Here is a 23,974-nt window from a genome sequence, read left to right as displayed (position 1 = left end):
ATGGCAGCACTTAAGCTTTTCATTCGTGACCACGCTATTTTCTTCGTGTTCGAATTGTTTCTTGTAGCATTTATTCTGCTACTTTATTGGTTAGATGGCTTTCGTAATACGAGTACAGCTATTTACTCCATCATCGTAACGATTGTGTTTACGCTGACTTTTTTAGCTTTACGTTATATGATGCGCCAAGCATTCTATAAAAAAATTGTGCATTTACCAACGACGATGGATGATGCGCTTCAAAAAAATGCGAAAACAGCAGAAGAAGTACAAGTCGAGGAGTACATGCATGAGTTATATCGTATTTATCAGCTAGAAGCGCAAGAATTATATGCAAAACAAAATCGTCATCTTCAGTTTATGAATCAATGGGTACACCAGATGAAAACACCAATTGCAGTGATGGAATTGATGTTGCAAGAAGATGAACCACTCGATAAAAAAAGTACACGTGAAGAGATGGAACGCCTAAAACATGGTTTAGAAATGGTATTAATGAATGCACGATTGGATACATTTGAAGAAGATTTAAAAATTGAGCAAACACATTTGAAACAAATCGTGACAGAAGTCGTCAATCAACACAAACGCCTTTTTATCTCGAATCATGTCTTTCCAAGTATTGATGTATCAGATGATATTGAAGTACCAACTGATCCAAAATGGCTCAAGTTCATGATAGGACAGTTTTTAACGAATGCGGTGAAATATACGTTTGAAGATGGCAAAAAAGTATATATTTCAGCGATTCAACATGAAGAAGGAATTGCACTTCAAATTCGGGATGAAGGAATTGGTATTCCAGCGATGGACTTAAAACGTGTTACGAAAGCTTTCTTTACAGGAGAGAATGGTCGTAAAACGGGAGAATCGACAGGAATGGGGCTTTATTTAGCACAGGAAATCTGTACAAAATTAGGACATAAATTGACGATTGAATCAACGGTCGGAGAAGGCACAACAATTACCGTTTGTTTTAAATACGCTTAGAATGAGGGATGAAAATGGCTTTATTGAAAATTGAAGATGTGACGAAAGTATACGAAGGTAAAGTGACGCATCGTGCTTTGAATCAATTTAGCTTTGAAGTAGAGAAGGGTGAGTTTCTAGCGATTATGGGACCATCTGGTAGTGGCAAGACGACACTTCTCAATCTTATCTCCACGATTGATCGTCCGACTTCTGGCGTGATTGAATTAGACGGTGTGAACCCACATGACTTAAATAAAACAGAGCTTGCTTACTTTAGAAGAAAAGAACTCGGCTTTATATTTCAAGATTTCAACTTACTTCCCATGCTCAATGTCGAAGAAAATATGGTGCTACCTCTAACGCTTGATGGTATGAATGTAGAGGAGATGCAGCGTCGTATTGATGTATTAGCACAAGAACTGGACTTAACGAAAATTTTAGAAAAAAGACCGAACGAAATTTCAGGTGGTCAGGCGCAAAAGACAGCCATTGGTCGTGCATTAATTCACCGTCCTACGCTGATTTTAGCTGATGAACCAACAGGGAATTTAGATTCTAAATCAACAAAGGATGTACTAGAGTTATTAGGACGCATTAATCAACGAGAAAACGCCACAATTGTTATGGTAACACATGACCCGATTGCAGCAAGTTATTGTGACCGCGTACTGTTCATTAAAGACGGGGAGTTTTTCAATGAAATTTATAAAGACAATCAGCGACAAACATTCTTCCAAGGGATTTTGAATGTCTTGAGCTTACTAGGGGGGAATGTTGGTGACTTTACGTCAGTTCGCCTTCCGTAATGTCATTCGAAATAGCCGTGTATATGCGGCCTTTTTTATGGCAAGTATTTCATCGGTCATGGTATTTTTCATTTATTCCATGCTCATGTATCATCCGCGTGTTGAGAATGAATTTGTAACAGAGATTGCATTTCGTGGGATGTTTATTGCGGAAATTATTTTAGTGTTATTTATGCTGTTCTTTTTATTCTATTCTGTACGTGCCTTTTTAGAAGCGCGTTCAAAAGAATTCGGTATTTTAATGCAATTAGGAATGGAAAAAAAACAGTTGAATCGTTTAGTTCTTTTAGAAATTCTAATTATTGGTATGACTTCAGTCATTTTAGGTATTCTATTTGGCTTTGTTTTTTCAAAGTTCTTTTTCATGGTTGTACGTGAAATTTTAGAGATTAAATCGCTTGCACTTTATTTTTCATGGAAGCCTTTTGCACTTACGATTGGTACGTTTATGACACTATTTATCGTCATCTCCTATGTGAGTATTTTTACGATTAAAGACGATCATGTCATTCAACTAATTAAAGGAACACAGCGAAAACCAGAAGATGTCACATTCTCATGGGCGCGTGCAATCTTTGGTATGGTATTACTGGTTGTAGGGTACGTTTTAGCTGCCAATGCGACGAAGAGTAACTTAGTGACATTAGCAGGATTATTACCACCAATCGTGACACTCGGTACGTATTTATTCTTTACAGATACAGTACAAGTCTTTTTAAAGCTCATTCGGAAAAATAAACATGTTTACTGGCGTAAATATCGTTTACTATCTGTTTCAGAAGTAGCAGCCATGTTAAAAGAGAATGCACGCATGTTCTTCATTTCGTCGATGGTATCAACGCTCGCTTTTTTAGCGATTGGCACATTGAGTTCACTATCAACATTTTCGCATAAATATCATCAATTGAATCCACTCAGTCTCGTATATACAAGTTCAGCAGACAACCCGTATGAACATCGTCATATTACGAACCTTCAACATGAACTACAAGAAGAGGGATTAAGTTATCGATTAGATCGTGTCGTCGTAAAAAGGCAGACTTCTTCTAAAACGTATGCACCTGTTAAGATTATTAGCGAAAAAGATTTGAATAATTTAGCTGTTTCGTTAGGTTATCCACTTGTCTCACTAGAAAAAGGACAGGCACTTTTCTTAGCGTATTCGGAAGAGTCATTAAAAATGCTATCAAAAGAAAATGTTTATACAACGCTACAAGAATCAAATGTGAAACTACATATTGATTCTGCCTATCCGAAAATTGTATTCCCAGCAGATAAGTTAGGGACGAATCAAATTATTGTCAGTGATGAAGATTTTAAACGTATTTATGCACCTATGACAGGCATGAATGGTACACAGTCTTCAAGTCATATTTATATTTTTAATGTCCCAAAATGGCAAGATACTAAATATGTAGGGCATGACCTAGAAATGATGATTAATACTGCTTATGCGATGGGAACTGAAGCATCATTACCTTTTTATTTTGAAAATACAGGTTTAGATTATTCGTTTATTCGTTCGACATTCGCACTGTTATTATTCATTGGTTTATTAGCTGCAGCAGTCTTTTTCCTAGCTGCGGGAAGTTTTATTTACTTCAAACTTTATACGAATCTAGAACAAGAGAAAAAACAATATGAAACATTGTACCGAATGGGTGTAACGAAAAAAGAAATTCGTAAACTCGTTAATCGACAACTCATTCCACAGTTCTTTTTACCATGGGCGATTGCGATGGTGAATAGCTTATTTGCTTTCATCTCTTTACAAGTATTTTGGCGAGGTATTGCAGATTTGTCAATTATGAGGGAGATTATTTTAGTGATGATTGGCGTATCACTCTTACAATTGCTCTATTTTTATCTCATTCGTTGGCGTTATTTAGCGCATTTAAAAATAAATATTTAATTTAAAAATAAATTTGGGGATAAGTGTAAAAACATGACCCCACATGAGCATAAGAAGAACTGGAATCGCGCTATGGTGCGGTTCCAGTTTTTTGTTGCGAACGCTAAAAAAGAAGATGAACTGTTTTGTCCCAATCTGTTTTTTTCTTAACATTGTGAAATGCAAAAAATTAACATACAATGTAACGTAATAGGAGTGTGATGATATGAGTCTTTTGAACAGCTTTATTGAAAATGTGCGAAAAAATCCAACTAAATTAGCGATTCAAGCAGAACGTGAATCTTATACATACGAAGAAATGAGTCGTGTAATCGAAGGAATTCAACGAGATTTAAAGGAGAAAGGGTACAAAGCAAGGGACCATATTGCGATTATGATAGGCAATGAGCCAACCTTTATTTTTTCACTCTATGCAATTTGGGCAATGGGGGCAACAGCCATTCCAATTAATCCAAATTACACTAAACACGAAATTCAATACATTCTAGAACAAAGTGATGCAAAGACTGTACTGGTCACACAACAATATCAAGCATTAGAGGCAATAGTATGTTCTGTGGAAATAGTTGAATTATCCTCTATAAACAACTGTTTACAAGATATTCATATACATTCTATGGCAGATGTGGCTGTTATTTTATATACATCAGGTACGACAGGTCATCCCAAAGGAGCTATGTTAACGCATGAAAATCTATTTGAAAATGCTCGAGATGTAGCAGAATTTCTAGGTATTTATCATGATGATCGTATGATTACAGTATTACCTGTATTTCACGTTTTTGCATTGACCGTAGCTGTCAATGCACCACTTTTACAAGGTGCAACACTACTTCTTCAATCACATTTTAGCCCTGTTCGAATTTTCGAAGCAGCAAATGAACAAGGAGCCACTGTTATGGCGGGCGTTCCTACTATGTATAATTTTTTACTACATACAGAATCTAGTTATGAAAAGCCACTCGGTTCAATTCGTTTAGCTATTTCAGGCGGTTCATCTTTACCAAAGGCAGTAATTGAACAATTTGAAGAACGATTCCAGCTTCGTATTTCAGAAGGGTATGGCTTATCCGAAGCGTCTCCCGTTACATGTTTTAATCCTTTAGGTAAACAAAAAGTGGGTTCAATCGGGCAGAGTATCGTTCATGTAGAAAATCGCATTGTAGATGAACAAGGACTTGAAGTGCCGCGTATGAAGATTGGTGAATTAACAGTACGTGGTAAGAATGTGATGAAAGGTTATTATAAAATGTCTGAAGAAACCGCTAATGTCTTAAAAGATGGCTGGCTATACACAGGTGATTTAGCCTATATGGACGAAGAGGGTTATGTATTTATTGTTGACCGTAAAAAAGATTTAATCATTGTAGGTGGATATAATGTTTATCCACGAGAAGTTGAGGAAGTTTTATATCAACACGAAGCGGTATTAGAAGCAGCTGTTGTTGGATTAAAAGATGTAGAATACGGTGAAAAGGTATGTGCATATATTACGTTGAAAGAAGAAATTCATCCAGAACGTTTGAAAATGTATTGTGAAGGGCATTTAGTAGAGTATAAGTGTCCTACAGAAATACGAATTGTCGAGCAATTACCAAAGAATTCTACAGGTAAGGTATTGAAAAGACAATTAGCAGAGGAGGAACTGAGATGATTGCAACAATTGTTTGGGGAGCGATTAGTCTAATACTCGTTATTCTTGTGATTTATGTGATTTTCAGATATTTATTCCGACACAATAAAGCAGATCACATATATGCACCATTTGATGAGGCGACTTCAGGTACAAGACCCGATATGGATGGGCGTAATCCAATTTCACAAACGCGTGAAAAAGTGCAACAAGAACAAAAATACAATGAACAGACTGAACAAAAAAATACGGATTCAAAATAAAAAACAGGCTGGAGCATATATGCTTCAGCCTGTTTCGTATTGAAATTTAGAATGAATCGCCTTGATTCTTTTGCTTTTTGTAAACAACAAAGTAGAAGAAAATGAGTAAGGCAATCCAGATAGGACCTACGATGAGTGCAATACGTGTATCCACGTTGAAATACATAAGCACAACAACCATGAATAAGAAAGCGATTGCAAAGTAAGAACCTAATGGATAAAAAATATTTTTAAATGACAGCTTATTTACTTGATCGCCCGTCAGTGTTTTACGGAATTTAATTTGCGCAAATAATATAATGAGCCATGTCCAAATGGCACCAAATGTCGACACACTTGTTAAATAGATAAATACTTTTTCATCTACGAAGTAGTTTAAGACAACACCGATTAATAAAACAATAGCTGAGAATAGAATTGCGACAGTTGGTACACCTGTTTTTCCAACATTGTGGAAAATTTTCGGTGCTTGTTTTTGACCAGCTAGGTTGAATAACATACGACCTGTACTGAAAATACCACTGTTACAGCTTGATAAAGCAGCTGTTAATACGACAAAATTAATAATACCAGCAGCATAGCGAATACCTACTTGGTCAAACATCATAACGAATGGACTACTTTGACCGTCCATATCACTCCAAGGATAGATTGATAGAATAACGGTTAATGCACCTATGTAGAAAATTAACACACGCCATAATACCGTATTAATTGCTTTTGGTAATGTCTTTTTTGGATGATTTGCTTCACCAGCTGTTACGCCAATCATCTCCACCCCTAGATATGCGAACATAACAATTGGTAATGCGCCGATTACGCCTGAGAATCCATTTGGCATGAATCCACCATGTGACCATAAATTAGAGAAACCGGTTGCAACACCACCGTTGCCAATCCCAAATAGAATAACAGCTAAACCAATTACAATCATCGCGATAATCGCAAATACTTTAATAAAGGCGAACCAGAATTCGAATTCACCAAATACTTTTGCGGCAATTAAGTTGACTAATGTCATCGCAACAAGTGCTGCAAGTGCCCAAGCCCATTTTGGTGAATCCGGGAACCATAATGTCATATAAATACCGACTGCTGTAATTTCTGCCATACACGTTACAATCCATAAGAACCAATAATTCCACCCCGTAATAAATCCAGCTAGTGGTCCTAAAAACTGTTGTGCATAACGACTGAATGATCCTGCTACAGGAATTTCAACTGCAATTTCACCTAAAGCACGCATAACAAAGAAAATAACAAGACCGCCCATTGCGTATGTCAGTAAGACTGCTGGACCCGCAATTTTGATAGCGCCAGCTGAACCGAGGAATAAACCTACTCCGATGGCAGCGCCGAGCGACATCAATGCAATATGTCTTGATTCGAGACCTCGCTTGAGTTCTGGTTGCTTATTACTCATAAAAAACAACTCCCCTTAGTGCATTTTTTGTGTTTCCATAACATGATAGCATAATGTTTTCCAATTCACATGATATAAATAGATTATATCTCTTAAAAATTCAGAAAATACAAGTGGTTTCAAGCACTTATAATACTTAAAAAGTGTACACTGATATGAAGAAATAGGCAAGATAGAAAATTTATGTATTTTTGATTTACTTTTAAAGTATAACGAGAAATATTGTGTATTAATTAGATTTGTGATATTTTCTATAACAGGTTTATAATGGTAGTAGAGGAGTGTGAATTAGATGAAAAAATATGTAGAAAAAGAAGATTTATTTGAATTGGTATCAGTTGCGACACCTATTATCGCACCAAATCAGTTACAGGCTGTTTTTCTGAAAACAGTAATAGACGAAAAAGAAAATACGTACTATAACTATTTGTATCAATTAAATTTACAAACACGACAGATACAACAGCTTACTTTTGGAAAAGAACGTATTTCTTCGGTTCAATGGTCTCCAAATAGCAAGATGGTTTCCTTTATTTCAACAAGGGAGAAAGAGGCAACTTTATATATTTTACCGATTGATGGCGGGGAAGCGCGAGCAGTTGTAAAGGAGTTACGTCACATTACTTCCTATCAATGGCATATAGATAATGCGACAATTTATTTTACAGCAAAAATAGAGCAAGGTTTTTTAGAAGAAAAGAAAGAGAAGAAAAAACCAGAAGCCTATCATGTCGATCGCATGCGCTATAAATTGAATGGTGTAGGTTTACTCAATACGAAACAATATGCTGCTTTTGCAAAGTTGGATGTGACAACTGGGGAAATAACACCGCTTATAAAAGACGAAACGAATTATAGTGTACAGCATGTTTCGCCTGATGGTCAGACAGTATTATTAACGAATTGGTCTACAGCAAAAGATGACGATTTTTCGATGCAACTCTTACAATATTCAATAGAAGAAAAAACAATGGAAAAAATCTTTGATATGGATGGTTCGTTAGGTGGAGCAACGTACTCACATGACGGAGCTTACATTGCTTTTGAGGTGTCGCCAAACGAACCCTATCGTAATGCCACACATAATGAAGTGTATGTATACGATGTAACACAGCAATCCGCTTGGTCATTAACCGCGATGATGGACTTACCTGTTGGAGACTATGCAATTGGCGATGTACAACAGAGTGTTCAAGCACCTTCTGTTGTTTGGACGGAAGGAAATGATCTCTACTTCCAAATGTCATCAATGGGCGATGTACGCCTGTACTACGCAACATTGAGTGGGGCAATCTATCCTGCTACACCTGAAGAAGAACATATTTACGGGTATGACATCACAAAGGATGGACAATATGCATTGATTACTTGTTCGTCACCGACAACCGTTAGTAACCTTTATTTACATGAAGTTACAACAGGCGAACGTCATCAACTTACACAATTCAATGAAAACTATGAACAAACACATCATCTAGTTAAGCCAGAAATTATTCAAGTGGAGAATGAGGGACAACTTGTATGGGGATGGTTGATGAAACCATCTCAATACCAAGAAGGACAGAAATATCCATTGATGTTAGCGATTCATGGTGGTCCACATATGATGTATGCGAATACATTCATGCATGAAATGCAGTTACTCGCTGCAGAAGGTTATGGTGTCCTATACATGAATCCTCGTGGTAGTCATGGTTATAGCCAAGAGTTCGTAAATGGTTGTCGTGGTGACTATGGTGGCGGTGATTACCGAGATTTAATGGCAGCAGTGGATTTAGCAACATCAGAATACGCATGGGTTGATTCAAGTCGTCTAGGTGTAACAGGTGGTAGTTATGGTGGATTTATGACGAACTGGATTATTGGACATACAGACCGATTTAAAGCTGCATTGACGCAACGTTCTATTTCAAATTGGGTGAGCTTCTTTGGCGTATCCGATATCGGTTACTATTTCACACCATGGCAAATTGAAGGGGATATGCATGATGTAGACAAACTTTGGGAGCATTCGCCATTAAAATATGTCAAAAATAGTACAACACCACTGATGATTCTACATGGAGAATTAGATGATCGTTGTCCGATTGAACAAGCAGAACAGCTGTATGCAACAATGAAGTCAATGGGGAAAGAGGTAGAGTTTATTCGTTTTGAACAGGCGAATCATGATTTATCACGAACTGGTTTACCGAATTTGCGTTTACAACGATTAGAAGCCATTCAAAATTGGTTTGTTAAGAAATTGTAAATTTCTTTAAAATAGCAACTTTTCCATGATGGTGACGTTCAATTTCACATGACAGTTTATATACAAAAAGGTATGATAGACAAAGAAATCATAGAAAAGGATTGTGGATGAAAAAAGATGATTAGCATGATTGAATATATTATTAGTTTTATTGTACACATCGATCAACATCTTGTAGAAATCATTCGAGACTTTGGCAACTGGACATACGGTATTTTATTCGCAATCGTTTTTGTTGAGACAGGTCTTGTTATTTTTCCATTCTTACCAGGGGACTCGCTATTATTTGCCGCAGGAACATTTGCCGCAATTGGTTCATTAAGCTTACCAACATTGCTTCTTGTGTTCTTCTTTGCTGCTGTAATTGGTGATTCATTAAATTATGAAATCGGTAAAAAAGTAGGGACAACGATTCGTCCAGGTACACTTATGGGGAAAATGATTAATCAAGAAAAGATGAATAAAGCAGAGGCGTTCTTTAATAAGCACGGCGGTAAAACAATCGTCATCGCACGATTTATGCCCTTTATTCGTACATTTATTCCATTCGTTGCAGGTGCAAGTCGAATGAAGTATAGCTACTTCTTAATGTATAACATCGTAGGCGCGGCGTTATGGGTGGGAAGCTGTACATTACTTGGTTATTTCTTTGGTAATATCCCAATTGTAAAAGAGAATTTCTCTACCGTATTAATTGTGATTATTTTCCTTTCGGTTATTCCAGCATTCGTTGGCTTTATCAAATCGAGAAAATCAACTACATCGTAAAATAAAAAGACTTTTGCTTAAAAAATAGCAAAGGTCTTTTTTTAAATAAATATATGTTAGAATATTCTTAATAATGAATTTAAAAGGGGTTTTTATGATGACAGAAAAAATGAATGTAGAAAGTTTTAATTTAGATCATACAAAAGTACAGGCACCATTTGTTCGCCTAGCAGGAATTAAAAAAGGGCAGCACGGAGATGAGGTATATAAATACGATATTCGCTTTAAACAACCGAATAAAGAGCATATGGAGATGCCTGCACTTCACTCAATTGAACATTTAATGGCTGAAAATATTCGTAATCATACAGATTACGTAGTAGATTTAAGTCCGATGGGATGTCAAACAGGTTTTTATTTATCGATGATTAATCATACAGACTATGATGAAGTATTAACAATTTTAGAAAATACATTACAAGATGTTGTAGACGCAACAGAAGTCCCAGCATGTAACGAAGTTCAGTGTGGCTGGGCAGCAAGCCATAGTTTAGAAGGCGCAAAACAGTTAGCGAAAGAGATGTTAGATAAGAAAACAGAATGGTCAATTATCTTTAATGAGACTAAGTAACTAATTGTTATATTAAAATAAAATAAAAATGAAAGGGAAATCGCTAAAATAGCCGATTTCCCTTTTTTTATGATAGAATAAATTTATAATATTTACCAAATAATCCAAATGATATTATCATAAAAATAATTAAATGTGAAATATTTTCTATTTATTAGGTTAGAATAACTGTATGTATGGTACAAAAATTATATATTTTATATAGAAGATAAAGACTAAAGTCATAAATATTGCTATAATAAAATGGACGAAATAGTGAGGGAGTAGGAAAATGGAGATTTTTATCGGTAGACAACCGATTTTCGATGAAAATGAAAAATTATTTGCTTATGAGCTCTTATATAGAAATGGCCAAGAACAGAATGAATATATGGCTGTAGACTCCGATTTAGCAACGGTAGAGGTCATTATAAACTCCTTCTTTTCAATTGGTTTTGATGAATTAGCGAGTGGTAAGCCATGCTTTATTAATTTTACGGATACATTATTAAAAAGTGATATTTTTGAAAGTTTATCACCGCGAGAAGTGGTAGTAGAAGTATTAGAAGATGTGCCAATCACAGCTGATTTAGTGGAGCGTGTCAAAGAGATTCATAATAGGGGGTTTCGCATTGCTTTAGATGATTTTGTTCTTCAAAATCATGTGAGTTTATATGACCAGCTCTTTCAATATGTTGATTACATAAAAGTGGATTTTCTGCTATCGACAGAAGTAGAACGACATGAAATTGAAGAGAAAGTATTAAGACATTATCCACATATCACATTGCTTGCAGAAAAAGTAGAGACGAGAGCACAATATTTAGAAGCTAGAACGATTGGGTATAAGTTGTTTCAAGGGTACTATTTTAAACAGCCTCAAATTATTAAAGGTAATGAAATTCCAGCAAATATGCTGCAATATTATAAAGTAATTGCTTTATTAAATAGTGCAGAACCAGATATTGATGGGCTAGTTGATCATATTGAACATGATGTTGCGCTTTCTTTCAAATTATTAAAGCTCATTAATAATTCTTCTAAACGAACGAAACGAAAAATCCGTTCGATTAAACAAGCAATTTTACTACTCGGATTAACGGATTTGCAAAGATGGGTGCAAATTTTAATTTATCGTGAGTGGAGTAAAAAGCCTAAAGCGGATATGTATGAAGAATTAATGAAGACATCACTTTGTCGTGCCAAATTATGTGAGCTCATGGCGAAAAGAATTGGTTATCGTAATCACTCAGAGTATTTTTTAGTGGGTATGTTCTCATTAATTGATGCTTTATTAGAAAAACCAATGAACATTATTTTGGCGCAGTTACCTTTGTCAGATGAAATTGTTGAAACGATTTCAGGAAGTGAAACAGCCCTATCTCCTGTTTTAGATATGGCAATTGCACTAGAACGTTTAGATTGGGAAGAAGTAACACGTTTAGAAGATAAGCTTCAACTAAAAACAGACGAACTATTTGAATTTGTGGAAAAAGCCAATCAATGGGTAACAAACTTCCAATTAGTTTAATAGAAAGTTCCTTTTTTCGTGATAATTGAAATCTATGTATGAATCCTGTTATTGTATAATAAGTTAGAATGAAGAAGCTTGTACTGGAGGGGAAGACATGAAAAAAGTATTTTTTGCAACCATTCTTGGTTCGGCATTACTTTTAGGTGCTTGTGGTTCAAGTGAATCAGGATCAGGTGATTCAACAAAAGTAGATGGTGAAAAGATTGCAAAACAGAAATGTATTAGCTGTCATGGGAATGAATTAAATAATGGGAATGCACCTTCAATTAAAGATATCGGTGCAAAGAAATCTGAAAAAGAGATTTTAGACATTATTGAAAATGGTCAAGGTGGCATGCCTGGTGGTATTGTCAAAGGCGACGAAGCAAAAGCAGTTGCAGAGTGGCTTTCAACTCAAAAGTAATTTAAAAAGCAGTTTGATTGTAGAAATGACAATCGAGCTGTTTTTTTGTATCGTTTTAAGGAAGAAATTCCGCACGCTACATGATAAAATAAACGTACGATTGAGAGGACGTGAACAAGTTGGAACAAGTATGTACGAGAGATATAATGGAAGTATTTAATTTGAATCTCATTTGTGGGGAAGAAGGAATTGGTCGTCACATTTTAACAAGTGATATTTCGAGACCGGGTTTAGAGATGGCTGGTTATTTCACGCACTATCCAGCAGAGCGTGTACAGTTACTCGGCAAGACAGAGTTATCATTCTTTTTAATGTTACCAAAGGCGGAAAGAATTGAGCGCATGCAAAAGTTATGTGCAGAAGATACTCCTGCTATTATTATTTCGCATAATATGGAAGTACCTGAAGAATTACGTATAGCTTCGGAAGAAAATCATGTACCAGTACTAACAACGAATCTATCAACAACACGTTTTTCAAGTAAGCTGACAACGTATTTAGAGAGTCGTTTAGCACCTTCAACAGCTGTACATGGTGTATTGGTTGATATTTATGGAATAGGCGTACTCATTACAGGAAATAGCGGTGTCGGTAAAAGTGAGACAGCACTAGAGCTTGTAAAGAAAGGCCATCGCCTTGTCGCAGATGACTGTGTTGAAATTTACCAAGAGAGTGAGAACACACTGATTGGGAATGCGCCGCCGCTTATTGCACATATGTTAGAAATTCGTGGTATTGGAATTATCGATATTATGACAATGTTCGGTGCTTCAGCTGTTCGTCGCCATAAAAGAATTTCTCTTGTCATCGACCTTGAGGTTTGGGATTCCGAAAAAACATATGATAGACTAGGAATCGAGACAGATACAATGCGTATTTTAGATACCGATTTAACGAAGCTGACAATTCCTGTAAGGCCGGGACGAAACTTATCGGTTATTATTGAAGTAGCGGCAATGAATCACCGTCTAAAAAATCTTGGTGTTAATTCTGCGGAAGAATTTACAAAGAGACTAGAAGATGTAATTCAAGGACAGGGGTAAGTCCTGTACGTGGAAGGAGAAAGAGATGGATTTTTTATTAATGCAAATTGATCCGGTAGCCTTTAATTTAGGGCCTGTAGCGGTTCGATGGTATGGGATTTTAATCGCAACAGGTATTATCATTGCCTATGTAGTTGCGCAGCGTGAAATGACCAAAAGAGGTTTTAAAGACGACTTTTTAACAGATTTATTAATTTGGACGGTTCCAATTGCAATCATCTGTGCCCGAATTTATTATGTATTATTTGAATGGAGTTACTATAAAGAGAATCCAGGACAGATTGTTCAAATATGGCAAGGTGGTATTGCCATTCATGGTGCACTGATTGGTGGTGCCATTACTGTATTAATCTTCTGTAAAAAGCGTGGCGTCAACTTCTGGAAAGTAGCCGATATTCTAGCTCCATCGATTTTAATCGGTCAAATTATCGGGCGCTGGGGCAACTTCATGAACCAAGAAGCTTACGGTAGTGTCGTAGAGCGTTCATTTTTAGAAAGCCTATATTTACCAAATTGGATCATTGAACAGATGAATGTTCAAGGATTTTATCATCACCCGACATTCCTTTACGAATCAATGTGGAATATTGTCGGATTGATTGTTTTATTACTACTTAGAAAAGTGAATCTATTACGTGGGGAAATTTTCTTAATCTATGTGATGTGGTATTCATTCGGGCGTTATTTCGTAGAAGGACTTCGTACAGATAGTTTGTACATTGGCCCACTTCGTACAGCGCAGATGGTATCATTAATTGCATTAGTTATTGCGGCAATTGTGATGATTTATCGTCGTAAGAAGATGAATCCAGTTGTACGTTATAAAGATAAATAGTAGAACGCCCGGAACTACATCATGTAGCCCGGGTTGTTTTATATAAAAGGAGTGTTAGCTATGCATTATAAAGGATTATTATTTGATTTTGACGGTACATTATTAGATACAAACGAATTAATTATGGAAACTTTTTATCATGTCTTATCACCAAAATTTCCTAGGAAATATAAAAAAGAAGATATGGCTCAATTTATCGGACCTTCTTTAAAAGAAACATTTACAGCAATTGATCCACAAAATGCTGAAACTTTAATCAAAGAATATATTACGTGGAATCGTACGCACCATGACGAATTGGTCTCAGAATTTGACGGTGTAGTCGAAGTACTAAAGCAATTGAAGAGAGCTGGTTTAAAATTAGCCATTGTCTCAACAAAAAGACGTGAAGCTATTTTAACTGGTTTACATGTATTAGGTGTAGAAGAACTATTCGATGTAATTATTAGTAACGATGAGGTCGAACATACTAAACCACATCCAGAACCTGTCTTACTCGCTCTACAAGAACTTGGTTTACAAAAGCATGAAGTTATTATGATTGGAGACAACTATCACGATATTGAAGGCGGACAAAATGCAGGTGTTCATACAGCAGGTGTCGCTTGGTCGTTGAAGGGAGCAGCATTTTTAGAAGCACTACACCCAACTTATATGCTTTACCATATGCGTGATTTATATCAAATTACAGGAGTGGAAGCCTATGCGCAAAACGACACGCTATAAAGTAGAGGGAGCCTCTTCTTTATGGCAAATTTACAAGACGGTTTCTTTTTGGAAAGTGGCGAAATGTTTTATCGTCATTGAAATCGCACGCATCACACCATTTCTAGCGATGAAAAATTGGCTCTATCGCCATCTACTACATATGAAAGTCGGTGAGCGAACAGCTTTCGCTTTAAAAGTTGTTCCGGATACGATGTTTCCTGAACGAATATCAGTGGGCGACGATACGATTATTGGCTATAACACGACGATTTTAGCGCACGAATATTTAATTGATGAGTACCGATTAGGTGATGTGAAGATTGGGAGTCGTGTCATGGTTGGAGCCAATTCAACCATTTTACCAGGTGTTACAATTGGCGATGATGCAGTAGTATCGGCAATGACACTTGTGAACCGAGATGTACCAGCAGGCGCGATGGTTGGTGGGAACCCTATGCAAATTATTTATACAAAGGAACAACGAGAAAAGAAATTATCTGAAAAATCTTAATACGAAATAGAAGAAAAAAAGGCATGTTCGAGGAAATAAAGTAGTTGAAAGACGAATTATTTTACGTGAGCATGTCTTTTTATATACATGAAATTTGACGGTTATTTAGAATTGCGTTAAAATACTATACACCATCACATTAGCACTCTAGTGAACTAAAGTAACGGATAGGAAGTGGAAGTATGTCTATGATTCGCCCATTCGAAAAGCCATTAGGTATGCGTGACACATTACCAGGGATTTTTGAAAAGAAAGAATGGATACGCCAAGTCGGACGTGAATTTTTCTCTTTAAGAGGATTTGACTTTATTAAGACACCAACATTGGAATATTACGAAACAGTTGGTCGTTTTTCAGCTATTTTAGAGTCGAACTTGTTTAAATTAGTCGACTCACAAGGGAACACACTCGTGTTACGTCCAGATATGACGACACCCATTGCACGTATTGCCTCAACAAAACTATTAAAAGAAAAAGTACCACAGCGATTAGCTTATTTTTCAAATGTCTTCCGCGCGCAAGAATTAGAAGGCGGAAAACCAGCAGAGTTTGAACAGATGGGGATTGAAGTAATTGGAGATGATTCAATTTACGCAGATACAGAAGTCATTCTAACGACGATTGATTTAATGAAGCGTTTAGGTATTGAATCATTCAAAATTACGATTGGTCATGCGGGAATTTTAGAAGCGATCATTCGAAAAAATGTTCAAACAGAAGAACAGTTTACTGAATTACATCAACTACTCGTGAATCGTAACTATGTTGGTTTTGAAGAAGCAGTGGATCGTTTTGTATTAACGACTGAACAGGCTAGCACTTTAAAATCATTTATCGAAGAAGCGACATCTTTAACAAATATGCGACAAATTTCAAAATATCTTTATGAAAAAGAAGCGCTTATTTATATGGAACAACTCGCTTCGATTTTGGAAATCGCTGGCGTACAAGAATACGTGGCATTTGATTTTACAATCGCAAGCCATATGAATTATTACACAGGCATGATGTTTGAAGTATTTGCGGCGAATACAGGTTATCCAATTGGGAATGGTGGACGCTATAATGGGTTGCTTGAAAATTTCGGTGCAGATATGAGCGCAGTAGGTTTCGCACTGCGAATTGATTATTTATTAGAAGCGATGCCGAAAATAGAAGATGAAAAAGAGAGTGTCCTTATTCTATTTGTATCGACACAATTGGCACAAGCACTTGAACAAACGAAGCAATTGCGCGAACAAGGTTACCGTACGACGATGCAATCTTTAGAAGGAATCGAAAATCTAGCACAATATGAAAAGCAATTTACAAAAGTAGTACGTGTTGGACAAGGAGGTACAAGCTATGAATGAACCATTAACGATTGCGATGCCAAAAGGACGTATTTTTGAAGAAGCATATGAGCTATTAATTCAAGCGAATTTCGACTTACCTGAAACAATTGATTTATCACGTAAACTCATGTTTGAAGTACCTTCTGAAAATATTCGCTTCATTTTAGCAAAACCGATGGATGTACCAACATATGTTGAGCATGGTGTAGCAGACATTGGAATCGCGGGGAAAGATACATTACTTGAACAACAACGCCATGTGCATGAATTACTCGATTTAAAGATTAGTACATGTCATATTGCGTCAGCTGGTTTACCGAACACTGTACTAGATGAGATTGCGCCACGTATTGCGACAAAATATCCGAATATTGCGTCAGCCTACTATCGTGAGCGCGGCGAACAAGTAGAAATTATCGGATTGAACGGTTCGATTGAGTTAGCACCGATGATTGGTTTAGCAGATCGTATTGTCGATATTGTCTCAACAGGTCAAACATTGAAAGAGAATGGACTTGTAGAATATGAATATATTACGGATGTATCATCACGATTAGTTGCAAACCCTGCAAGTTATCGTATGAAGAATGAACGTATTACAGACTTAGTAAAGCGTCTAAAAGCATGTGTGAAATAGGGGTGAGTAGATGGAGATTCAAACATTAACAGCAGATATTTCTTTAAAGCGTCAACTCGAAACAGGGAATGAGATGCAGCTGCAAACAGTTCGTGCAGTTATTAAAGATGTAAAGCAGCAAGGTGATGAAGCGGTAAAAGCATATACAGAAAAATGGGATGGTTTTCGTTTAGAAAACCTACGTGTTACACAGGAAGAAATCGATGCAGCTGTTCAGGCGATGGATGAAATCATCTTACAAGACTTACGCGAAGCAGCAACCAATATTCGTCGTTATCACGAACAACAAAGTCGTTATGGATTCAAACTACCATTAGAAGATGGTTCATATTTAGCGCAGCGTATTTTACCGCTAACATCGGTTGGACTATATGTACCAGGTGGTTCAGCAGCCTATCCTTCTTCTGTATTGATGAATGTGATTCCAGCACAAGTTGCGGGTGTAGAACGCGTAGTCATTGCAACACCATGTGATGCAACGGGGAAATTACCTGATGCAGTACTTGCAGCAGCTTCGATTTTAGGCATTACAGAAATTTATAAAATGGGCGGTGCACAGGCAATTGCAGCACTCGCATATGGTACAGAAACGATTCAACCCGTCGACAAAATTACAGGTCCAGGAAATATTTTTGTAGCACTTGCAAAAAGGGAAGTGTTCGGTGATGTCGCAATTGATATGATTGCGGGGCCCAGCGAAATCGCTATTTTAGCAGATGAAACAGCCTATGCTGATGAAGTAGCAGCCGATTTACTATCTCAAGCAGAACATGATGCCCTTGCATGTGCCATTTTAATTACAACGAGTGAACAACTCGCTCAAGCTGTTGCAACACAAGTGGAAAAACAATTGCAGACATTACCAAGAGAATCAATCGCTCGTCAATCGGTTGAACGCTTTGGCCGTATTTATATAGCAAGTTCGATGGCGGAAGCAGTAGAAGCAATTAATCAGTTAGCACCCGAACATTTAGAAATTGTAACGAAAAATGCAGAAGCAGTAAGCGAACAAATTCGTCATGCAGGTGCTATCTTTTTAGGGCGCTACAGTTCAGAGCCTGTAGGTGACTATTTTGCAGGAACAAATCACGTCCTACCAACAAATAGTACAGCGCGATTTGCTTCGGGATTAAATGTCGATGATTTTATTAAGAAAACGAGTGTTGTTTATTATACAGAAAAAACATGGGAACAAAACGCACCGAAAATTGCACGTCTTGCACGTTTAGAAGGCTTGGAAGGACATGCGAGAGCAGTTGAATCAAGAGGTTGGGAGAAGGAGTGAATAGTGATGGGAACACGTACAGCGAGTATTATACGTAAAACGAATGAAACACAAATTGCCATTGATTTCGACTTAGATGGTACGGGGCAGGTAACGGTCAATACAGGTGTACCATTTATGGACCATATGCTCGATTTATTCATGAAGCATGGTTTATATGACGGGAAAATTGAAGCGAATGGCGATGTGGAAATTGATGACCACCACACAACAGAAGATTTAGGCATTGTTTTGGGGCAAGCGGTTCGACAAGCACTTGGCGATAAAAAAGGTATTAAACGTTATGGACATGCTTTTGTGCCAATGGATGATGCGCTAGCACAAGTCTATGTGGATTGTTCAGACCGCCCACATTTAGAATTTCGCGCCACTTTACCAGCTCAAAAAGTCGGCACATTCGATACAGAACTCGTACATGAATTTTTATGGAAGTTTGCACTAGAAGCTCGTATGAATGTGCATGTTATTGTGCCATATGGTCATAATACACACCACATTATCGAAGCGATTTTCAAAGCACTTGCGCGTGCCATTGATGATGCTGTTCAAATTGATCCACGTGTACAAGGCGTACCGTCAACAAAGGGGTTACTTGGATGAAAGTAGGAATCATTGATTATGGTATGGGGAACTTGTTTAGTGTGGAGCAAGCAGTTAAAAGATTAGGCTATGAAGTGATTGTTTCTTCAAATATACAAGAACTAAAGCAAGCAGATGCGTTCATTTTACCTGGTGTCGGTGCATTTGCAGATGCGATTGGTTGTTTAGAAAAGACAGGATTGAATCACTTTGTTTATGAAATAGTGGAACAACAAAAACCGCTACTCGGGATTTGTTTAGGTATGCAATTACTATTTGAAGATAGTGAAGAAAATGGTTTCTTTAAAGGTTTAGGTATTTTTAAAGGAACAATTCGTCGCTTTGATGATGAAAAAGTACGTGTTCCGCATATGGGATGGAATAACCTTACATTTACATTCACACCTAATTGGCAAGAACCAGAAGAATTAGCAGATCGTTATGTTTACTTTGTTCACTCGTATTACGGTGTAGATTTAGCACCTGAACAATTAGTTGCCTATGCAGAATATGAAGGAATTCGTGTTCCTGGAATTGTGCAAAAAGGCAATGTAACAGGTATGCAATTTCACCCTGAAAAATCAGGCACTTGTGGTATGACACTATTAAAAAATTGGTTACAACAAGTAGAAGGGGAGACGCAATCATGACAGCAATTCAAATTTTCCCAGCGATTGATATGCGCGGTGGAAAGTGTGTCCGTTTATTTAAAGGGGATTACGCACAGGAGACGATTTACGGTGATTCACCATTTGATATGGCTAAAAGTTTTGCAGATGCAGGTGCGACATTCATACATATGGTCGACTTAGACGGTGCAAAAGATGGTGAACGTGTACATGCAAAAGATGTTGTCCGCGTTGCAAAGGAATTACCTCTGCGCGTACAAATTGGCGGCGGTATCCGAACAGAAGAAGATGTGGCATTTTATTTAGATCAAGGTGTAGATCGTGTCATTATTGGAAGTCTCGCGATTCGTGAACCTGAACTTGTTGCTTCCTTTATTGAAAAATACGGTGCAGAGCGTATTGTCATTGGATTGGACGCAAAAGATGGTATGGTCGCAACGCATGGCTGGCTTGAAACATCGAATCAAACAGCGATTGAAGTTGGACAATATTTTGCAAATAAAGGCGCAAAGCACTTTATTTTTACGGATATCGCAACGGATGGAACACTTCAAGGGCCAAATATTGAAGCAAATGAAGCATTGGCGCGTGCAACAGGTGCAAATATCATTGTATCGGGTGGTATGAGTAGTTTAGCTGATATTCAAGCAGTGAAAGAAGCTGCGAAATCAACAACGATTGCTGGTGTGATTATTGGTAAAGCTTTATACACAGGACAATTCACATTAGAAGAAGCGCTGAAGGAGGTAGAATAATGCTAACGAAACGAATTATTCCATGCCTCGATGTGAAAGATGGTCGTGTCGTAAAGGGGGTTCAATTTGTATCGCTACGTGATGCTGGAGACCCTGTAGAACTCGCGACTTTTTATAATGAGCAGGGTGCGGATGAGCTCGTGTTTTTAGATATATCTGCAACACATGAAGGAAGAGAGACGATGGAAGATGTCGTGCGACAAACAGCCGCTACATTATCTATTCCATTCACAGTAGGCGGTGGTATTCGAACGCTAGAAGATATGAAGCGTATGCTACGAGCGGGAGCTGATAAAGTATCTCTTAATTCAGCTGCATTACAAAATCCAGAAATCATTGAAGAAGGTGCGCGCTATTTTGGCTCGCAATGTATCGTTGTAGCAATTGATGCGAAGTGGAGTGAACAAGACAACACGTGGATGGTATTCACGCATGGCGGACGTAACCGACTTGATGTTGAAGCAGTTGCATGGGCAAAACAAGCTGTTGCACTTGGGGCTGGTGAATTACTTATCACATCGATGGACTCAGACGGTGAGAAAAAAGGATTCGATTTAGAACTGATGAAAGCCATTCGAAAAGAAGTCAATGTACCGATTATCGCAAGTGGCGGTGCGGGGAATGCAGAACATTTTTATACAGTGCTTGAAGATGCGGATGCCGATGCGGCACTTGCTGCTTCCATCTTCCACTATAAAGAGACAAGTGTAGAAGAAGTGAAAAGTTATTTGAAAAATAAAGGAGTGTCGATTCGATGAAAATTCAATTTGGAGCAGATGGTTTAGTACCGGTCATCATTCAACATGCACGTACAAAAGAAGTATTAACTTTAGCCTATATGAACGAAGAATCGTATAAAAAAACACTCGAAACAAAAGAGACTTGGCTGTACTCGCGTTCACGTCAAGAGCTTTGGCATAAAGGAGCGACAAGTGGACATACACAAAAAGTCGTTGCGATGCGTACGGATTGTGACCAAGATGCGCTCGTTGTAGAAGTATTACCGAATGGACCTGCTTGTCATACAGGTGCAACGTCTTGCTTCCATGAAGATGTGATTGAAAAGTCACTTGCGATTGGTTCACTCGATATTTTAGAAACATTGAAGAATGTCATTCAAACGCGCGAACAAGAAATGCCAGCGAATGCGTACACAACGTATTTATTCGAACAAGGTGTCGATAAAATAGGTAAAAAAGTGGGCGAAGAAGCAACAGAGGTTGTCATCGCTGCGAAGAATCGTGATGCAGAAGAATTGAAGTGGGAAGCAGCCGACTTGTTGTATCACTTACTCGTCTTATTACAAGAGCAAAAATTAGATTTATATGATGTATTAGGTGTCTTACAAAATCGTCATGAAAAACATTAATTCACAGTGTACTTTATTTTAACTATGTTATAATATACGGTATTATGCAAAAGCTTGGGATTGGCTTAAGGTTGGTCTTATGTGTATGACGCATGAAAAACGAAAAATCGCGTATTGACGCGGTTTTTCCTTTTTGTTGCGAACCTTTCGTCCCAAGCTTTTCTTTTCGGAGGAATATTTCTTGGAAGAATTTAACGACAAACAAAAGCCAAAACCGAATATCGTATATTTCTTGCCATCGGGAGATTTCTACTATCAAAAAGCACAGGATGTTATGGGACGTGGCGATTTAGGGAAGGCAGCGATCTATTTACAAAGAGCGATTGAGCTGAGCCCAACAGATGCGATGATTTATTTGCAGTATGCTGTTGTTGAGTTAGAGCAAGGAAATGTTGAGAAGGCACGCGAATTACTATTAGAAGCAGATCGATTAGAGCCGAGAAATCCTGAGACAGTTATCTTTTTAGCAGAGACTTCAGCAGGACTAGGCTTTTTAGAAGATGCACTTTATTACGCTAATTTATATTTAGATTTTGATGAAGGCGGCGAATTTACAGCAGAGGCAAAAGATATTTTAGATTTTGCGCATGCCACACTTGAGAAGATTCCGTCAGAAGAACCGAATGTGAATCGCGTCTATATACATGAACAAGAGCGCGCGCGTCAACTGATGGAAGAAGGACATCACGAACAAGCGATTGAGATTTTTGAACAGATTATCGCAGAAAACCCATTCTTCTGGTCTGCCTATAATAATTTAGCACTCGCTTATTTTTATCAGGGAGAGGAAGAACAGGCACGTGCCTTGTTGCGTGAAGTATTACATGGGAATTATGGGAATTTACATGCGCTATGTAACTTAACGGTTATGGCATATTATGCAAAAGAAGATGAAGAACTCGTTTATTTAGAGAGTTTACTTATTAAATTACATCCGTATAAATTCGAACATCGCTTCAAGTTAGGTGCGACACTTGCACTGATTGGTCAGTATGAGTTAGCTTATAAGTGGTTGAAAAGTTTATATAAGAATGGCTTCTCAGGTGATGGCAGTTTCTACTTCTGGTTATCACATTCTGCTTATTTTGCAGGAGATGAAGCACTATCTCGTAAAGTGTGGACACAGTTACTAGAAGTTGACCCATCAAAAGAAGGATTCGAACCATGGGTACATGCAATTGTACAAGAAGATGATTTACTTCGTGATGTGGAGTATATTCAAAGTTTATTACAACATGATGAACGCTCGGAACGTTTATTTGGCTTATTTTTATTAGAAAAATCACCTCATAAACATGAAATTTTAGCGAACCCGACGATTATAAAGGTAGAGGAATATACAGCGATTGAAAAAGTATTTCTCGCTTTTGTGTTAGGGCGTGATTTAGAAGATGAAGCAGTCTTAAAACCTTTATTTCAAATGGTCGAAGTAGCTGAAATTTTGTATCAACGAGTAGAGCCGATGCAAATTGAAGATACCTTCCCATTCCAAATGTGGTTCATCATCTGTGAAAATGCGCTAGATCAAGGTTATGCATTTAAAAATACAGTTGCATTAGCCGCAGCAGTTGAATATATGTATCGATCATCGCGTGCGAAAGTAACGAAGAAATTGATTGCGGAAGAATATCATATTTCACCGCAAACGTTGACGAAATATGTGAACGAACTTATTCCGTTTTTACCGATGTTTCGTCCATGAGCAAATAACTTGAGTAGGTATAGAAAATGCTATACCATACTAGGGTATATAGAAGTTTTTTAGTAGGAGGAG

24 protein-coding genes are annotated in these 23,974 nt (G+C 37.4%); 23 read left to right on the top strand and 1 reads right to left on the bottom strand.

Translation table 11 applies throughout. The features are described from left to right. From ACKVQX_RS09650 to ACKVQX_RS09630, 5 genes are all read left to right on the top strand, one after another. Complete coding sequence (locus ACKVQX_RS09650) at positions 1-990, top strand: HAMP domain-containing sensor histidine kinase (RefSeq protein WP_068451143.1); 990 nt, start codon at positions 1-3, stop codon at positions 988-990. Between the two features lie 14 nt (positions 991-1,004). Beyond that, a complete protein-coding gene (locus ACKVQX_RS09645) occupies positions 1,005-1,778 on the top strand; it encodes an ABC transporter ATP-binding protein (RefSeq protein ID WP_068451145.1) in 774 nt (257 codons plus the stop codon). Beyond that, entirely contained in the window at positions 1,750-3,690 is a 1,941-nt protein-coding gene (locus ACKVQX_RS09640; RefSeq protein ID WP_068451147.1) for an FtsX-like permease family protein, read from the top strand. Before ACKVQX_RS09645 ends, ACKVQX_RS09640 begins: the two co-directional genes overlap by 29 nt. A 205-nt stretch (positions 3,691-3,895) precedes the next feature. Further along, complete coding sequence (locus ACKVQX_RS09635; protein WP_068451149.1) at positions 3,896-5,344, top strand: AMP-binding protein; 1,449 nt, start codon at positions 3,896-3,898, stop codon at positions 5,342-5,344. Next, positions 5,341-5,586, top strand: a complete 246-nt coding sequence (locus ACKVQX_RS09630; RefSeq protein ID WP_068451151.1) for a hypothetical protein — start codon at positions 5,341-5,343, stop codon at positions 5,584-5,586. Before ACKVQX_RS09635 ends, ACKVQX_RS09630 begins: the two co-directional genes overlap by 4 nt. A 46-nt stretch (positions 5,587-5,632) precedes the next feature. Here ACKVQX_RS09630 and ACKVQX_RS09625 read toward each other — a convergent pair whose 3' ends face one another. Continuing rightward, a complete protein-coding gene (locus tag ACKVQX_RS09625; protein ID WP_409136264.1) occupies positions 5,633-7,009 on the bottom strand; it encodes an amino acid permease in 1,377 nt (458 codons plus the stop codon). 292 nt (positions 7,010-7,301) lie between these two features. Here ACKVQX_RS09625 and ACKVQX_RS09620 point away from each other — a divergent pair, with 292 nt between their 5' ends. The 18 genes from ACKVQX_RS09620 to ACKVQX_RS09535 all read left to right on the top strand — a co-directional run bounded on the left by ACKVQX_RS09620 (position 7,302) and on the right by ACKVQX_RS09535 (position 23,902). Further along, the gene (locus ACKVQX_RS09620; protein ID WP_409136263.1) at positions 7,302-9,260 is read left to right on the top strand and encodes a S9 family peptidase; all 1,959 of its coding nucleotides are present in this window, start codon (positions 7,302-7,304) and stop codon (positions 9,258-9,260) included. Positions 9,261-9,380: 120 nt separating this feature from the next. After that, positions 9,381-10,028 (top strand): VTT domain-containing protein, encoded by a 648-nt coding sequence (locus ACKVQX_RS09615; RefSeq protein ID WP_231726991.1) that lies wholly within the window; start codon positions 9,381-9,383, stop codon positions 10,026-10,028. Positions 10,029-10,125: 97 nt separating this feature from the next. Beyond that, positions 10,126-10,599, top strand: coding sequence for an S-ribosylhomocysteine lyase (locus tag ACKVQX_RS09610; protein ID WP_068451158.1), 474 nt, complete (start codon positions 10,126-10,128; stop codon positions 10,597-10,599). Positions 10,600-10,870: 271 nt separating this feature from the next. Next, the gene (locus tag ACKVQX_RS09605; RefSeq protein WP_068451161.1) at positions 10,871-12,109 is read left to right on the top strand and encodes an EAL and HDOD domain-containing protein; all 1,239 of its coding nucleotides are present in this window, start codon (positions 10,871-10,873) and stop codon (positions 12,107-12,109) included. A 97-nt stretch (positions 12,110-12,206) separates the two neighbouring features. Next, positions 12,207-12,515, top strand: a complete 309-nt coding sequence (cccB, locus tag ACKVQX_RS09600) for a cytochrome c551 (RefSeq protein ID WP_068451163.1) — start codon at positions 12,207-12,209, stop codon at positions 12,513-12,515. Between the two features lie 119 nt (positions 12,516-12,634). Next, positions 12,635-13,558, top strand: coding sequence for an HPr(Ser) kinase/phosphatase (gene hprK / locus ACKVQX_RS09595; RefSeq protein WP_285215394.1), 924 nt, complete (start codon positions 12,635-12,637; stop codon positions 13,556-13,558). 25 nt (positions 13,559-13,583) lie between these two features. Continuing rightward, the gene (gene lgt / locus ACKVQX_RS09590) at positions 13,584-14,393 is read left to right on the top strand and encodes a prolipoprotein diacylglyceryl transferase (RefSeq protein ID WP_068451169.1); all 810 of its coding nucleotides are present in this window, start codon (positions 13,584-13,586) and stop codon (positions 14,391-14,393) included. A gap of 60 nt (positions 14,394-14,453) precedes the next feature. Beyond that, positions 14,454-15,119 carry a pyrophosphatase PpaX gene (gene ppaX / locus ACKVQX_RS09585; protein WP_409136262.1) on the top strand — a complete coding sequence of 222 codons (666 nt, stop codon included), beginning with the start codon at positions 14,454-14,456 and terminating at the stop codon, positions 15,117-15,119. Next, entirely contained in the window at positions 15,097-15,612 is a 516-nt protein-coding gene (locus tag ACKVQX_RS09580) for a DapH/DapD/GlmU-related protein (protein WP_068451178.1), read from the top strand. Before ppaX ends, ACKVQX_RS09580 begins: the two co-directional genes overlap by 23 nt. A 182-nt stretch (positions 15,613-15,794) precedes the next feature. Further along, positions 15,795-16,964, top strand: coding sequence for an ATP phosphoribosyltransferase regulatory subunit (locus tag ACKVQX_RS09575; RefSeq protein WP_068451179.1), 1,170 nt, complete (start codon positions 15,795-15,797; stop codon positions 16,962-16,964). Beyond that, the gene (gene hisG, locus ACKVQX_RS09570) at positions 16,957-17,583 is read left to right on the top strand and encodes an ATP phosphoribosyltransferase (RefSeq protein ID WP_068451181.1); all 627 of its coding nucleotides are present in this window, start codon (positions 16,957-16,959) and stop codon (positions 17,581-17,583) included. Before ACKVQX_RS09575 ends, hisG begins: the two co-directional genes overlap by 8 nt. A gap of 10 nt (positions 17,584-17,593) precedes the next feature. Then, positions 17,594-18,868: a histidinol dehydrogenase gene (hisD, locus tag ACKVQX_RS09565; protein ID WP_068451183.1), complete on the top strand. Its 1,275-nt coding sequence runs from the start codon at positions 17,594-17,596 to the stop codon at positions 18,866-18,868. 6 nt (positions 18,869-18,874) lie between these two features. Next, positions 18,875-19,468, top strand: coding sequence for an imidazoleglycerol-phosphate dehydratase HisB (gene hisB / locus ACKVQX_RS09560; protein WP_285215392.1), 594 nt, complete (start codon positions 18,875-18,877; stop codon positions 19,466-19,468). Beyond that, positions 19,465-20,097 carry an imidazole glycerol phosphate synthase subunit HisH gene (gene hisH, locus ACKVQX_RS09555; protein ID WP_409136261.1) on the top strand — a complete coding sequence of 211 codons (633 nt, stop codon included), beginning with the start codon at positions 19,465-19,467 and terminating at the stop codon, positions 20,095-20,097. Before hisB ends, hisH begins: the two co-directional genes overlap by 4 nt. Next, entirely contained in the window at positions 20,094-20,831 is a 738-nt protein-coding gene (hisA, locus tag ACKVQX_RS09550; protein ID WP_409136260.1) for a 1-(5-phosphoribosyl)-5-[(5-phosphoribosylamino)methylideneamino]imidazole-4-carboxamide isomerase, read from the top strand. Before hisH ends, hisA begins: the two co-directional genes overlap by 4 nt. Beyond that, entirely contained in the window at positions 20,831-21,589 is a 759-nt protein-coding gene (hisF, locus tag ACKVQX_RS09545; protein ID WP_409136259.1) for an imidazole glycerol phosphate synthase subunit HisF, read from the top strand. Before hisA ends, hisF begins: the two co-directional genes overlap by 1 nt. Next, positions 21,586-22,200 carry a bifunctional phosphoribosyl-AMP cyclohydrolase/phosphoribosyl-ATP diphosphatase HisIE gene (gene hisIE / locus ACKVQX_RS09540; RefSeq protein ID WP_068451197.1) on the top strand — a complete coding sequence of 205 codons (615 nt, stop codon included), beginning with the start codon at positions 21,586-21,588 and terminating at the stop codon, positions 22,198-22,200. The genes hisF and hisIE overlap by 4 nt, the downstream gene beginning before the upstream one ends. Before the next feature lie 181 nt (positions 22,201-22,381). Continuing rightward, the gene (locus ACKVQX_RS09535; protein ID WP_068451200.1) at positions 22,382-23,902 is read left to right on the top strand and encodes a lipopolysaccharide assembly protein LapB; all 1,521 of its coding nucleotides are present in this window, start codon (positions 22,382-22,384) and stop codon (positions 23,900-23,902) included. Positions 23,903-23,974 lie beyond the last annotated feature (72 nt).

This window comes from Kurthia sp. ISK08 (genome assembly GCF_046159805.1).
GTDB lineage: Bacteria > Bacillota > Bacilli > Bacillales_A > Planococcaceae > Kurthia > Kurthia gibsonii.
Note: the sequence above shows the minus strand (reverse complement) of the source record. Positions and strands in the feature narration are given on the sequence as shown.